This is a genomic window from Ruegeria sp. K3, from assembly GCF_056531845.1.
Window position 1 is genome coordinate 155,035 of sequence record NZ_JBQFMM010000001.1, and the last position, 13,130, is coordinate 168,164.

General features: G+C 59.0%; 15 protein-coding genes. 14 read left to right on the top strand and 1 reads right to left on the bottom strand.

The window, feature by feature from the left end; translation table 11 throughout:
* The 4 genes from ACR0MP_RS00720 to ACR0MP_RS00735 all read left to right on the top strand — a co-directional run bounded on the left by ACR0MP_RS00720 (position 1) and on the right by ACR0MP_RS00735 (position 4,896).
* Positions 1 to 2,196 carry a primosomal protein N' gene (locus ACR0MP_RS00720; RefSeq protein WP_170404407.1) on the top strand — a complete coding sequence of 732 codons (2,196 nt, stop codon included), beginning with the start codon at positions 1 to 3 and terminating at the stop codon, positions 2,194 to 2,196.
* Between the two features lie 79 nt (positions 2,197 to 2,275).
* Positions 2,276 to 3,508, top strand: coding sequence for an MFS transporter (locus ACR0MP_RS00725; RefSeq protein ID WP_170404404.1), 1,233 nt, complete (start codon positions 2,276 to 2,278; stop codon positions 3,506 to 3,508).
* Between the two features lie 66 nt (positions 3,509 to 3,574).
* On the top strand, positions 3,575 to 4,447 hold the full coding sequence (locus tag ACR0MP_RS00730; protein WP_170404401.1) for a 50S ribosomal protein L11 methyltransferase: 873 nt from the start codon (positions 3,575 to 3,577) through the stop codon (positions 4,445 to 4,447).
* A gap of 104 nt (positions 4,448 to 4,551) precedes the next feature.
* The gene (locus tag ACR0MP_RS00735; protein ID WP_170404398.1) at positions 4,552 to 4,896 is read left to right on the top strand and encodes a hypothetical protein; all 345 of its coding nucleotides are present in this window, start codon (positions 4,552 to 4,554) and stop codon (positions 4,894 to 4,896) included.
* Positions 4,897 to 5,004: 108 nt separating this feature from the next.
* Here ACR0MP_RS00735 and ACR0MP_RS00740 read toward each other — a convergent pair whose 3' ends face one another.
* Positions 5,005 to 5,220 (bottom strand): DUF1127 domain-containing protein, encoded by a 216-nt coding sequence (locus tag ACR0MP_RS00740; RefSeq protein WP_170397404.1) that lies wholly within the window; start codon positions 5,218 to 5,220, stop codon positions 5,005 to 5,007.
* A gap of 333 nt (positions 5,221 to 5,553) precedes the next feature.
* On the opposite strand from ACR0MP_RS00740, the gene ruvC reads away from it, so the two are divergent.
* The 10 genes from ruvC to pal all read left to right on the top strand — a co-directional run bounded on the left by ruvC (position 5,554) and on the right by pal (position 13,128).
* Positions 5,554 to 6,051, top strand: coding sequence for a crossover junction endodeoxyribonuclease RuvC (ruvC, locus tag ACR0MP_RS00745; protein WP_170404395.1), 498 nt, complete (start codon positions 5,554 to 5,556; stop codon positions 6,049 to 6,051).
* Entirely contained in the window at positions 6,048 to 6,725 is a 678-nt protein-coding gene (gene ruvA / locus ACR0MP_RS00750) for a Holliday junction branch migration protein RuvA (protein WP_170404392.1), read from the top strand. The genes ruvC and ruvA overlap by 4 nt, the downstream gene beginning before the upstream one ends.
* A 16-nt stretch (positions 6,726 to 6,741) precedes the next feature.
* On the top strand, positions 6,742 to 7,761 hold the full coding sequence (ruvB, locus tag ACR0MP_RS00755; RefSeq protein ID WP_170397397.1) for a Holliday junction branch migration DNA helicase RuvB: 1,020 nt from the start codon (positions 6,742 to 6,744) through the stop codon (positions 7,759 to 7,761).
* 64 nt (positions 7,762 to 7,825) lie between these two features.
* Positions 7,826 to 8,449 carry a hypothetical protein gene (locus ACR0MP_RS00760; protein WP_170636437.1) on the top strand — a complete coding sequence of 208 codons (624 nt, stop codon included), beginning with the start codon at positions 7,826 to 7,828 and terminating at the stop codon, positions 8,447 to 8,449.
* The gene (ybgC, locus tag ACR0MP_RS00765; protein ID WP_170404386.1) at positions 8,446 to 8,829 is read left to right on the top strand and encodes a tol-pal system-associated acyl-CoA thioesterase; all 384 of its coding nucleotides are present in this window, start codon (positions 8,446 to 8,448) and stop codon (positions 8,827 to 8,829) included. Before ACR0MP_RS00760 ends, ybgC begins: the two co-directional genes overlap by 4 nt.
* A gap of 105 nt (positions 8,830 to 8,934) precedes the next feature.
* The gene (gene tolQ, locus ACR0MP_RS00770; RefSeq protein WP_170397391.1) at positions 8,935 to 9,630 is read left to right on the top strand and encodes a protein TolQ; all 696 of its coding nucleotides are present in this window, start codon (positions 8,935 to 8,937) and stop codon (positions 9,628 to 9,630) included.
* Between the two features lie 2 nt (positions 9,631 to 9,632).
* Positions 9,633 to 10,103, top strand: a complete 471-nt coding sequence (gene tolR, locus ACR0MP_RS00775) for a protein TolR (RefSeq protein WP_170424320.1) — start codon at positions 9,633 to 9,635, stop codon at positions 10,101 to 10,103.
* A 15-nt stretch (positions 10,104 to 10,118) separates the two neighbouring features.
* On the top strand, positions 10,119 to 11,222 hold the full coding sequence (locus ACR0MP_RS00780) for an energy transducer TonB (RefSeq protein ID WP_480885534.1): 1,104 nt from the start codon (positions 10,119 to 10,121) through the stop codon (positions 11,220 to 11,222).
* Entirely contained in the window at positions 11,219 to 12,538 is a 1,320-nt protein-coding gene (gene tolB, locus ACR0MP_RS00785) for a Tol-Pal system beta propeller repeat protein TolB (protein WP_170404374.1), read from the top strand. The genes ACR0MP_RS00780 and tolB overlap by 4 nt, the downstream gene beginning before the upstream one ends.
* 86 nt (positions 12,539 to 12,624) lie before the next feature.
* Complete coding sequence (gene pal / locus ACR0MP_RS00790; protein ID WP_170397385.1) at positions 12,625 to 13,128, top strand: peptidoglycan-associated lipoprotein Pal; 504 nt, start codon at positions 12,625 to 12,627, stop codon at positions 13,126 to 13,128.
* Positions 13,129 to 13,130 lie beyond the last annotated feature (2 nt).

The following is a 13,130-nucleotide window of genomic DNA, read 5'->3' on the forward strand; positions in this document are numbered from 1 at the left end:
GTGAGCGCTAACGGATTTTTCGACGAAGGAGAGCTGGTTGCGGTGCTGACCACGCAGCCGCTGGACCGGACGTTGGATTACAAAGCGCCCGAGGGCGGGTGCTTTCTTGGGGCGTTTGTCGAGGTGCCTTTGGGCCCGCGCAAAGTCTTGGGTGTGGTTTGGGGGCCGGGGCAGGGTGGTTTTGATCTGGCCAAGGCGCGATCGGTGAACCGGGTGCTTGAGGTCGCGCCGATGCGTGAAGAAATGCGGGTGTTTCTGGGGAAAGTGGCTGACTACACCCTGACGCCGATGCCTGCGATGCTGCGGCTAGCAACGCGCGCGCCGGGGTTGGGCGATCCGCCCTCGATGCGCAAGGTTTATCGTTTGGGCGGTGGTCAACCGGACCGAATGACCGACGCACGAATGCGGGTACTTGAAGTTTTGCGAGACTATGGCGGCTTGGCTTTTACGCTGAAGGAACTGGCCGAGCAAGCGGGGGTCACATCTTCGGTCATCAAGGGGTTGGTCAAACAGAACGCTGTGCGTGAAGAGGACAGCCCGCGTGATCTTCCTTATCCTCATCTTGATCCAGAATTGCCGGGAAAGGACCTGACCGAGGATCAGGCGGAGGCCGTGATGCGGCTTCAGACCGGGCAACGGACGGGAGATTATGGAACGACTCTTCTGAAGGGAGTGACGGGTTCGGGCAAGACCGAAGTTTATCTTGAGGCGGTCGCCGAGGCCCTGCGCGTAGGGCGGCAAGCACTGGTCTTGCTGCCCGAGATCGCGCTGACGGCTGAATTTCTGACCCGTGTCGAGGCGCGATTTGGTGCGCGTCCGGCGGAATGGCATTCGGGCGCGACCATGACTGAACGTCGCCGGGTTTGGCGGATGGTCGGTCAGGGTGATGCGCAACTGGTCGTTGGGGCCCGGTCAGCACTGTTTCTTCCATTTCGCGATCTTGGTCTCGTAGTTGTCGATGAAGAACACGACACCTCGTACAAGCAAGAAGATGGGGTGCATTATAGTGCGCGGGATATGGCCGTTCTGCGTTCGGCCACCTGCGGAGCGCGGGTGATTCTGGCCAGCGCGACGCCTTCACTGGAAAGCTGGGCCAATGCCGAGGCGGGTAAATACGAACGGCTGGACCTGACCTCGCGTTTTGGTGCAGCAGTCCTGCCCGAAATGAAGCCGATCGACATGCGCGCCGAGCAGATGCAGGCCGGGACTTGGATTTCCCCCTCGCTGCGGCAGGCGGTGCAACAGCGTATCGAACACGAAGAGCAGTCACTGCTGTTCATCAACCGCCGTGGCTATGCGCCCGTGACACTATGCCGGGCGTGCGGGGAGCAGATTGCCTGCGATCATTGCGACGCGCGAATGGTTGAACATCGGTTCCTCAAGCGTCTGATGTGCCATCAATGTGGTGAGACCAAGCCAATGCCAGAGGCCTGCCCATCCTGCGGGGTCGAGGGTAAACTGGCACCGGTCGGACCCGGGATTGAACGGCTGGCAGAAGAAGCCGAGGCGGCGTTCCCTGAAGCCAAAATCGCTATGCTCAGCTCTGATCTGTTTGGTTCGGCTCGTGCCCTGAAGGCCAAGATCGAAGAGATTGCCGAAGGCGATGCGGATATCGTTATCGGGACGCAACTCGTGGCCAAAGGACATAATTTTCCAAAGCTGACACTGGTTGGGGTGATCGATGCGGACCTTAGCCTGCATGGTGCTGACCTGCGCGCGGCGGAACGAACTTTTCAATTGATGCGGCAGGTAGCGGGCCGGGCAGGTCGTGCGGAAAAACCGGGGCAGGCGTTGTTGCAGACATTCCAGCCGGAACATCCGGTGATCCGGGCGATTCTATCGGGCGATGAAGAAGGGTTCTGGAAGGCTGAAGCCGCCGGGCGTCAGGCCGCCGGGGTGCCGCCTTATGGTCGAATGGCCGGGATTGTCCTGTCTGGCCCCGAGGTCGGGCCGGTCTTCGACATCGGCAACGCCATGGCGCGCAACGATGCGCCGTTGCGCGATGTTGGTGCTCAGGTATTTGGCCCTGCTCCAGCCCCGATCGCGCGCATACGCGGGCGTCACCGCGTCCGGCTGCTAGTCAAAGCCCCGAAAGGTGCGCCTATTCAGGACGCCATAGCCCGCTGGATCGCCCCGTTGAAGTTGAAAGGCGATATCCGCCTGACCGTGGATATCGATCCGCAAAGCTTCTACTGACCCCTGCATCAGTGCAGAGCCGCTGTGCGCCGGCCGCTTTCCCCTCGCCAAAAAGTACAAATGGGCGTAGAGCATCCTCATGCTGAAACCCATGCCCTTGTCTGAGGCGCAGAGTCTTCCGCTCTGGCGCCGACCTATGACGCTCTTGTTCGTGATGGCGTTGACCATGCCGATCGCGTTCAACGCGTGGAGTGCATTGCTGAACAATTTCGTCATCGAGGCGGCGAACTTCGACGGGGCGGATATCGGGCTTTTGCACACGGTACGCGAGATTCCGGGCTTCCTGGCCGTTGGCGTGATTGCGGTGATCATTTTCATCCGCGAGCAAGTACTGGCCATGATCTCATTGATGATGTTGGGCGTGGCGACGGCGGTGACGGCCTGGTTTCCCAGCCTTGGCGGGTTGCTGTTTGTGACGCTGTTCAGCTCGATCGGGTTTCACTACTATGAGACGGTGAACCAGTCACTGCAGCTGCAATGGCTGCCTAAAGACCGTGCGCCGCAGGTGCTTGGCTGGCTGGTGGCTATGGGCTCGGCTGCGACGGCTGTGGTCTATGGCTTGATCGTCCTGACATGGGACCGCTTCGACCTGTCCTATAACTTCGTGTTCATGGCGGCAGGCGGCGCGACAACTTTGCTGGCAGTGTTTTGCTTGATTGCTTACCCGCAATTCGACGCACCGACGCCGCAGACCAAGAAGCTGATCCTACGTCGCCGCTACTGGCTGTATTATGCATTACAGTTCATGGCGGGCGCGCGGCGGCAGATTTTTGTCGTGTTCGCCGGTTTCATGATGGTCGAGAAATTCGGCTTTGAAGTACACGAACTGACCAGCCTTTACCTGATCAACCTTATGATCAACATGATGGCGGCTCCGCTGCTGGGCAAGGCAGTCGCGCGGTTTGGCGAACGCCGCACTCTGATCTTTGAATATGCCGGGCTCGCCATCGTTTTCGCAGCCTATGGCGGCATCTACTGGTTTAGCTGGGGCGTGCTGCTGGCGGCGATCCTCTATGTGATCGACCATGTGCTGTTTGCTCTGGCGTTGGCTTTGAAAACTTATTTCCAGAAGATCGCCGACCCGGCGGATATTGCGCCCACTGCGGCGGTGGCATTTACCATAAATCATATCGCCGCTGTTTTCCTGCCAGCACTTTTAGGTCTGCTATGGGTCGTTTCGCCCGGCGCAGTGTTTGGTTTGGCCGCTGCAATGGCGATCATCTCGCTTCTGCTGTCATTACTGATCCCGCGTCATCCGGAACCGGGCAACGAAACCATCCTGTCGAAATACGCCCCCGCGCCCGCCGAATAAGCGACTCCGCTTGACCTTGGCGGTCGGTGCCCCTAGGCGCTGTTTCGATCGAAACAGGAGGCCCCCATGCCAACATTCACTGCTCTGACCACTTTGACCGGCAAGAAAACCGCCGAAGGATTGGGCGAGGCGATGGAACGGCTGGACCCGGAACCAACCGGCGTCGGCGTGTTCGAGGTCGAGGATGGCTCGGGCCTGTGGGAAGTCGGCGGCTATTTTACCGAAACCCCGGATGAAACCGCGCTGGCGGTTCTGGCCGCCGCGTTCGTGGCCAAGCCCTTTGTGGTCTCGGAACTGCCCGAAACGGATTGGGTCGCCCATGTCCGCCGCGAACTAGCCCCGGTCGAGGCCGGTCGGTTTTTTGTCTATGGAAGCCATGATGCCGACAAACTGCCCGAGGGCCGCATTCCGCTGCTGATCGAAGCTGCGATGGCCTTTGGCACGGGGCACCATGGGACAACGCTTGGTTGCCTCAAGGCTTTGGACCATCTTCTGGATGTTGGGTTCACGGCCAGTAAGGTTGCCGATATCGGCTGTGGCACCGCCGTATTGGCGATGGCCGCAGCGCGGGTCTGGGAGGGCCAGATTGTCGCCAGCGACATTGATGAGGTTGCCGTCGACGTGGCCGAGGCCAACCTTCGGGCGAACGGTATGGCGGGTGCGGTTAAATGCGTTGAAGCGGCAGGTTTCGATCACCCGGATCTGAAGGCGCATGCGCCTTACGATCTGATATTCGCCAATATCCTAAAAGGTCCGCTCGTGGCCCTTTCGCCTGAAATTTCGGCGAACCTGCGGGGGGGTGGACAAGCGATTCTATCGGGAATCCTCAATGAACAGGCCGATGACGTGATCTCGGTTTATCTCCAAAACGGCTTCAATCTGGTTCGCCAGGATCGAATTGGTGAGTGGGCGACGCTAATCTTAAGCAAACAGGGCTGAATTTAGGCCATTTACGGGAGTTTTGTGGATTTTTGCCACGTTTTTGTCGCATTCTCTAATTACCGTCTTTCAATGCACTCGGGGGGCGGTTATCGGAGGCTGCCATGACAGGAAAACAACTCGAATTCGATCAACGCATCTCGCGTTTGAACAAAAAGCATCAGAAACTCAGCCGCGGCTATCGTGCCACGTTGCGCTCAGACGGGCTGGTGGTGATGAAACCACAGCGTATGCGTTCAGCAGTTTCAGCGAGGGTTTTGTTGCTGTGTCTGATTGGCTTCTTTGCATTCAAGGCCTTTTTACTGTCCCATCTTGGCCCGACTGCGTACGAAACGCGTGTTGAAAGCCTGAATCAGGGCACGCCGGTTGAGAAAGCTGGCGCCTGGATCATGCAGGCCGATCCGGTGACCGCGTTTTTCTCGAGCCAACTGAACAAGGTATGGTTCTAATCGGATATCTTGCACCCTCCTAATAAAAACACCGCATGCCTCACGGCGTGCGGTGTTTCTGTTTGCCCCACAGGGAGGAGGAAGGGGCGTATGCGGTAGTCCGTTATCTCAGTAACGGCGGCCTTCGGCGACAACGTCGATGTCGCCGCGGCATAGTCCGATATCGTCCAGTTCGCGGTCAGAAAGACCGTTCAGCGCGTTACGGGTTGCGCGGGCGTCATTCCATTCAACAACGGCGTTTACAACCGATGCAAAAAGTGCGCCGATACGGCCGACGAGGCCGAATGAGCCAGTGGTGGTGCGGGTGGTATCCAGTGCAGCCATATCCTGTTTCCTTCTGGTTTGTGTTAAACTCTGATCTTGCGATCTGAGCGGCATCTAGTGATGAGTTTCGCCGTGCGCAAGCTCAGAAATTGCATGTGTCCTATGCATTTTTTGCAACGCTCGAAATTGATGAAAACCCCTTAAATCATTGGTTAAAGTTCGATCGGAAAAGCGTCGAAAACGAACCTAACCCGGTCGCAAACAGGCCGCGAGGAACCAGAGGCGACATGGATGTCGGTTTTGGACCCTGAGTTGATTTCCTTGGAAAATGTTCACGCTTCGTGCTAGTCGATGAAAAAAGATCACACAAACCCGAGCAGGCCGAGACAAAACATGCGAATTCTGGGCATTGATCCAGGGCTTAGAACCTTGGGATGGGGCGTCATCGAATCGCATGGCAGCCGCCTGAGCCACGTTGCGAATGGATTGTGCAAATCCGATGGTGATGATCTGGGGGAAAGGCTGCTGTCGCTACACAATCAAATCGTCGAAGTCATCGCCGAGCACAATCCAGATCAGGCGGCAATTGAACAGACCTTCGTCAACAAAGATGGGGCCGGTACACTGAAACTGGGTCAGGCGCGTGGTGTTGCGCTTCTGACGCTTGCGCAGGCGGGTTTGCCGGTTGGCGAGTACGCCCCCAACCGCGTCAAGAAAACTGTGGTGGGCGTCGGCCACGCCGAAAAAGAGCAGGTTCTGCATATGGTCAAACTCCAACTGCCCGGTTGTTCCCCCAAAGGGGCGGATGCTGCGGATGCATTGGCGATTGCCATCTGCCATTCTTACTATGGCGCCGCACCGCAGGCACGGATGAAAGAGGTACGCGCATGATCGGCAAGCTCACTGGACGGCTGGATTACCGCGCGGCGGATCACGTTCTGATCGACGTGCGGGGGGTCGGCTATATCGTCTATTGCTCGGACCGGACCATGGCGGCCCTGCCGGGGGTGGGTGAGGCAATGTCAATCTACACCGATATGGTCGTGCGCGAAGACCTGATGCAGCTTTATGGTTTTCTGTCCTTGGTCGAGAAGGAATGGCACCGTCTGCTGTGCTCGGTTCAGGGTGTGGGTGCGAAGGTATCGCTGGCCATTCTTAGTGCGCTGGGGCCCGATGGTGTCAGCCGCGCGATTGCCTTGGGCGACTGGGGGGCCGTGAAGGCCGCAAAGGGTGTCGGCCCCAAGACCGCGCAACGGATCGTTCTTGACCTCAAGGACAAGGCCCCGGGTGTGATGGCGATGGGCGGCACGGTGACCGAAGCGATGGATGGCCCGGCACTTGAAGTGGTTGAGACGACCAAGCCTGCGCCTGTTCCGAAACGGGTGGCCAAACCGGCCTCGGGCGCTGCCGCTGCTTCTGCGGATGCGCTGTCGGCGTTGGGCAATCTGGGCTATGGACCGTCCGAGGCGGCATCGGCCGTGGCCGAGGCAGCGGCTAATATGCCAGATGCGGGCGAGGCCGATCTGATACGCGCCGCGCTGAAGCTACTGGCCCCCAAGGGCTGAGTGAAAGGGTAACTGAATGGTAGACGCTGATCCCGCCCTGCGACCCGAACCGATGCCCGAGGACAATGACCGCGCCCTGCGCCCGCAGGGGCTGGATGAATTCATTGGTCAGGCCGAGGCGCGGGCCAACCTACGCATCTTCATCCAGTCGGCCCGCCAACGCGGTGAGGCGATGGATCACACGCTGTTCCATGGTCCACCTGGATTGGGTAAGACCACGCTTGCGCAGATCATGGCGCGCGAGTTGGGAGTGAATTTCCGCATGACCTCGGGGCCGGTTCTGGCCAAGGCGGGGGATTTGGCGGCGATTCTGACCAATCTGGAATCGCGGGATGTCTTGTTCATCGACGAGATTCACCGTCTGAACCCGGCGGTCGAAGAGGTGTTGTACCCCGCGATGGAGGATTTCGAGCTGGATCTTGTCATTGGTGAAGGTCCGGCGGCGCGGACTGTACGGATCGAGCTGCAGCCATTTACGCTGGTCGGGGCGACAACGCGGATGGGGTTGCTGACCACGCCGTTGCGCGATCGGTTTGGCATCCCGACCCGGCTGCAGTTCTATACGGTCGACGAGTTGCACGAGATCGTCACCCGCAATGCCCGCAAACTGGGCGCACCTGCGGATGACGAAGGCGCGCGTGAGATCGCGCGCAGGTCTCGTGGAACGCCACGGATCGCCGGTCGTCTGCTCAGACGCGTAGTGGATTTTGCCATTGTTGAAGGCGATGGGCGGATTACGCGCGACTTGGCGGATGGGTCACTGACCCGGCTGGGGGTCGATAACCTTGGTCTGGACGGGGCCGACCGTCGGTATTTGAAGCTGATTGCCGAGAACTATGCGGGCGGGCCAGTGGGGATTGAAACACTCTCGGCGGCGTTGTCTGAAAGCCGGGATTCGCTGGAAGAGGTGATCGAGCCTTATCTCCTGCAGCAAGGCCTGATCCAGCGCACTCCGCGCGGACGGATGCTGGCGCAAAAGGCATGGACGCATCTGGGGATGGCTGCACCCAAAGGACAGAGCGATCTGTTTGGTTGAAGTGGGGCGCATTAGATTTTAAGCCTCAGGCAGTCGTATCTAAATCGAGAAGAAGGACTGGGGCGTGACACCCGATGAGATTGAGGCGCTGTTCACACGCGATAGCGGTGAGTTTCTGTTTGCGCGCTGGGGCAGACCCATCGTGCCCATCGTGTTTGGTGTCGAGGATGAAACGCTGTCGACCGTAAAAGGTGCGTTCGAGGCGGTTGTCACTCTGGCAAATCACAAGATGGCCGAGACGGATCCCGAACTGGGTGCCAATTGCATGGTGTTCTTCTTCCGTGAGTGGCAGGAATTGTTGGACGTGCCCGATCTGGATCGCCTGATCCCGGATCTGGCCCCACTGGTCGACCGGCTGGTGGCTGCCGATGCCAATCAGTATCGCATTTTCCGGTTCGAAGAAGACGGCGCCATCCGCGCGGCATTTGTGTTTTTGCGCATGGACAAAGAGCTGTCGAAAGTGCCGGCAGAAACGCTCGCGCTAAACCAGGTCGTGCAAACGATCCTGCTTTGGTCCGACACAGCTTTTCGCAGCGCCTCACCTCTGGCGATTGCTGGTGACGCGACGATCTTGCGGCCTGATATTGCGGCCTTGATCCGCGCCGCCTACGATCCTGTTCTGCCCGGTGCCGCGCAGGATCCCTCTCATGCGCTGCGCTTGTTCGCCAGATTGGAGCCGTCGCAATGAAGCATCACTACCCGGTCCGTGTTTATTACGAAGACACCGACATGGGAGGCGTGGTCTATCACGCAAATTATCTGAGATTCATCGAACGCGCCCGGTCGGACTGGGTGCGTAAACTGGGTAATGATCAGAACGCAATGCGGGACGCAGGCATTGTCTGGGTCGTGCGGCGGATCGAGGCGGATTATCTCGCCGCCGCTAGGTTTGAAGACGAGCTGATGGTCGAGACCGAGATGGTTTCGCTATCGGGCGCTCGGTTGACAATGTCGCAATTGGTCAAGCGTGGCGAGACCGAGATTTTCCGCGCCGAGGTAACGGCTGTCTGCATGAATGCGCAAGGTAAGCCCGTTCGTCTTCCGGCAGAGATTCGCGCATTGATGTAACATTTTCAGCCTCCGGGGTGGTTCTGTTGGCTTTTCATCTCCATCTGCGTTAGCGTTTGGCAAAACAAGGCCAAATGGCCATCAGGCAAAACAAAGAGCAGGTTCATGGAAGCTGAAACGCTGGCGCTGGCGCAGGAGATCGATTTCTCCATGTGGGGGCTGTATGCCCGCGCGACCTTTATCGTCAAACTGGTGATGTTGATGCTGATCGGTGCATCCATCTGGTCCTGGGGCATTATCATTCAGAAACTGATCAACTACCGAGCCGCGCGGCGCGAGGCGCAGGTATTCGATGAAAGCTTCTGGTCTGGCAATCCGCTGGATGAGCTGTTCGAGCAGATCGGAACCCAGCCCGATGGCAGTTCCGAGAAGATTTTCGCGGCGGGGATGATCGAGTGGCGACGCTCGCACCGCACCGATGGCGGCTTGATCGCAGGGGCGACGGCGCGGATCGATCGCTCGATGGACGTGGCGATCGCGAAAGAGGCTGAGGGGCTGCAAAAAGGGTTGCCCATTCTGGCCACTGTCGGATCGACAGCGCCGTTTATCGGCCTGTTTGGCACCGTTTGGGGCATCATGAATGCCTTTATCGAGATTGCCGAGCAGCAGAACACAAACCTCGCCGTTGTGGCCCCGGGTATTGCCGAGGCGTTGCTGGCCACCGGTCTTGGCTTGCTGGCCGCGATCCCGGCGGTGATATTCTATAATAAACTCAGCGCAGACAGTGACCGCATCGTCGGCGGCTACGAGGCCTTTGCCGATGAATTCGCCACTATCCTGTCGCGTCAGTTGGATAGCTGACGATGGGTGCGGCAGTTCAGCAAAGCTCGGGCGGGAACGGACGCAGGCGCGGACGGCGGCGCGGGCGCGCCCAACCGATGGCCGAGATCAACGTAACGCCCTTTGTTGATGTCATGCTGGTGTTGCTGATCATCTTTATGGTGGCGGCCCCATTGTTGACCGTCGGCGTACCTGTCGATCTGCCCAAGACTGCCGCAAGTGCCTTACCCGGTGACAACGAAGAGCCGCTGACTGTGACCCTGACCGCAGATGGGCGCGTGCAGATCCAGACCACGGATGTGCTGCGCGAAGAACTGATCGGTAAGCTGCGCGCGATCGCAGCTGAGCGCAGCAGCGACCGTGTGTTCTTGCGTGCTGACGGCGCGATTCCCTACGCGCAAGTGATGCAGGTCATGGGCGCTTTGAACGCGGGTGGGTTTTCCAACGTAGGCCTTGTGACCGATACCGGCGGGCCAACGCTGGACGAAGGGTGAGAGTGAGGCTGCGCGGTGGATACCGGCACCAAGATTTCGGCAATTGCGCATGTCAGTCTGATTGGCTGGGCGCTGATCGGCGGGACCTTCCGGTCCGAGCCGATGCCGATGGCTGTACAGGATGTCTCGGTGATCTCGGCTGAGCAGTTTGCGGCCATGACCGCGCAACGCGAGGCACCCGAGGTGCCGACTGACCCGGCTGAACTGCAACAGCCTGCAGAACCTGATGAGATCGAAATACTGGACCCGACGCCGGAAGATACGCCCGAACCTGAGCAGGTTGCTCAACCCGAACCGGATCCGGAACCGGAACCAGAACCAGAAACAGTGGAAATCCCACCTGAACCCGAACTGATAGAACAGCCTCCAACGCTTGAAGAGCCCGAGCCTGAGCTGGCGGCGCTTCCTGCGCCTCCAGGCCCAGAGGCAGAACCAAGCCCAGCGGATAAGATCGCGCCCGAGCAGATTGCTCCTCCTCCGCCCGAGGCCAAGCCGGATGAAATTGAAACCCCTCCGGTTTCGCTGGATGAAGGGGCGGAAATCCAACAAGAACAGCAGGATCAAACGGCACCAGAAGAGGCCGCTCCCGAGATCGTGACCGAGGCGGAAGAAGTCGAAGATCCGGCCCCGCGAACTTCTCCTCGTCCGCGCGTGCGCCCGAACCGGCCGGCACCCCAGCCAGAGCCCGAGGTTGCAGAAACGCCCGAGCCCGCGCCGACTGAGCCTGCGCAAAACGAGCAAGCGATCAATGACGCCCTGGCCGAAGCATTGGGCAATGGCACCGAACCTTCGGGCCCACCACTGACTAGCGGTGAAAAAGACGCGATGCGGGTTGCGGTGTCGCGGTGTTGGAATGTCGGGTCCCTGTCGACGGATGCGCTGGAAACTGTGGTTGTTGTCGGGTTTTCGTTAACCAGAGATGGCAAAGTGGTTGGCGGCAGTTTGCAGCTACTCGACAGTACAGGCGGCTCGGCCGCATCAGCAAAACAAGCCTACGAAGCTGCGCGCCGCGCAATTTTGCGCTGTGGGTCTAAAGGATATGACCTACCTGCTGACAAATACGATCAATGGCAGGATATTGAGATTACATTCAATCCCGAGAGGATGCGGATCAAATGATGAAACTTCTGACCAGCCTCTTAATTGGCCTGACCCTTCTTTCGACCTCGGCCTACGCCCAAAGTGGCCCGCTGCGTCTGGAAATCGATGAAGGGATCATCGAACCAATGCCGTTTGCCGTGCCAAGCTTTGTGCCTGACGGTCCCTCGGCGGCACAATATGCACAAGATATCTCGCGGGTGGTCGTGTCTGACCTGACCGGAACGGGCCTGTTTCGTGAAATCTCGTCGGATGCATATATCAGCCGCGTCAGCAGTTTCGATGCGCCGGTACAGTTCGCTGATTGGAAGGCGATCAACGCTCAAGCACTGGTGACAGGGGCGGTCAACGTGTCGGGCAAGCGCCTGACGGTTCGGTTCCGGGTCTGGGATGTCTTCTCGGGACAGGAACTCGGCAACGGGTTGCAGTTTGCAGGAACAACCGACGGTTGGAGGCGCATGGCGCATAAGGTCGCGGATCAGGTTTATACCCGGATCACGGGAGAGGGCGCCTATTTCGACAGCCGTGTCGCGTTTGTGTCGGAGAGCGGCCCAAAGGATCAACGGCGCAAACGGTTGGCCATAATGGATTACGACGGCGCTAATGTGCAGTATCTGACCGACAGCGCAGCGATTGTTCTGGCGCCTCGGTTCTCACCGGCGGGCGACCAGTTGCTCTATACCAGCTACGAGACCGGTCAGCCGCGTATTTACGTTCTGGATGTCGGCCGCGTGAAGCGGCAAGAGTTGAAAACGCAGGAAGGCACCATGAGTTTCTCACCGCGCTTCTCTCCGGATGGTCGTTCAATTGTTTACTCGTTGACCCAAGGCGGAAACACGGATTTGTGGAAAATGGATCTGGCCTCGGGCCAGAGCGTGCGGCTGACCAACACGCCGGCAATTGAAACTGCCCCCAGCTATGCGCCGGATGGCAGCCGGATTGTGTTCGAAAGCGACCGATCCGGCACCCCGCAGCTTTACATCATGCCCGCCAACGGAGGCGAGGCAACGCGGATCAGTTTTGGGCAAGGCCGCTATGGCACGCCGGTCTGGTCTCCGCGTGGTGACTTGATTGCCTTTACCAAGCAGAACAAAGGTCGCTTCCACATCGGTGTTATGCGCACGGATGGCAGCGAAGAGCGCCTTTTGACCGCCTCGTTCCTGGACGAAGGTCCCACATGGTCGCCAAACGGGCGGGTCATCATGTTCACCCGCGAAACGCAGGGGGCAAGCGGTCGATCGACGCTTTACTCTGTGGATATTTCGGGCCGTAACTTGCGTCCTGTTAGAACGCCGGATGGCGGTAGCGACCCGTCTTGGGGGCCACTGCAGAATTGATCGGAACTGACAGCAGGTAAAGTTCACAACAAACCCGCAATGTGATAGAAGCGCGGCAATAAACAACGAAACACGAGGCACTTGAGATGAAACTGTTGAGCAAAGTCGCGGCAATTGGGGCGCTGACCCTGATTGCGGCCTGTTCCAATAATGATCCGTCGGCTCTTGGTGGCGGCGCTGGTGGCAGCGGCGCGCTGGTTCCGGGCTCACCCAGTGATCCGCGCTCACCGGCTTATTTCCAGCAGACAGTTGGTGACCGGGTTCTGTTCGCGGTCGATCAGTCCACGCTCAGCCCGCAGGCGCAGACGATTCTGCAAGGGCAGGCCGATTGGCTGCTCGCCAATCCGGATTTTGTCGCCAATATCGAAGGCCATGCGGACGAGCAGGGCACGCGCGAATACAACCTTGCGCTTGGAGCTCGTCGGGCCAATGCGGCGCGGGAGTATCTGATCTCACGCGGGGTGGCAGGCAACCGGTTGACCACCGTCAGCTATGGCAAGGAACGCCCGATCGAAATTTGCAGCACCGAGGATTGCTATTCGAAAAACCGCCGCGCGGTGACGGTGCTGACCGGTTCAACCTTGGGGTAAGA

Coding starts and splice junctions, on each gene's coding strand:
- ACR0MP_RS00725 (WP_170404404.1), top strand. CDS start 2,276: ATGCTGAAACCCATGCCCTTGTCTGAGGCGCAGAGTCTTCCGCTCTGG.
- ACR0MP_RS00730 (WP_170404401.1), top strand. CDS start 3,575: ATGCCAACATTCACTGCTCTGACCACTTTGACCGGCAAGAAAACCGCC.
- ACR0MP_RS00735 (WP_170404398.1), top strand. CDS start 4,552: ATGACAGGAAAACAACTCGAATTCGATCAACGCATCTCGCGTTTGAAC.
- ACR0MP_RS00740 (WP_170397404.1), bottom strand. CDS start 5,220: ATGGCTGCACTGGATACCACCCGCACCACCACTGGCTCATTCGGCCTC.
- ruvC (WP_170404395.1), top strand. CDS start 5,554: ATGCGAATTCTGGGCATTGATCCAGGGCTTAGAACCTTGGGATGGGGC.
- ruvA (WP_170404392.1), top strand. CDS start 6,048: ATGATCGGCAAGCTCACTGGACGGCTGGATTACCGCGCGGCGGATCAC.
- ruvB (WP_170397397.1), top strand. CDS start 6,742: ATGGTAGACGCTGATCCCGCCCTGCGACCCGAACCGATGCCCGAGGAC.
- ybgC (WP_170404386.1), top strand. CDS start 8,446: ATGAAGCATCACTACCCGGTCCGTGTTTATTACGAAGACACCGACATG.
- tolQ (WP_170397391.1), top strand. CDS start 8,935: ATGGAAGCTGAAACGCTGGCGCTGGCGCAGGAGATCGATTTCTCCATG.
- tolR (WP_170424320.1), top strand. CDS start 9,633: ATGGGTGCGGCAGTTCAGCAAAGCTCGGGCGGGAACGGACGCAGGCGC.
- tolB (WP_170404374.1), top strand. CDS start 11,219: ATGATGAAACTTCTGACCAGCCTCTTAATTGGCCTGACCCTTCTTTCG.
- pal (WP_170397385.1), top strand. CDS start 12,625: ATGAAACTGTTGAGCAAAGTCGCGGCAATTGGGGCGCTGACCCTGATT.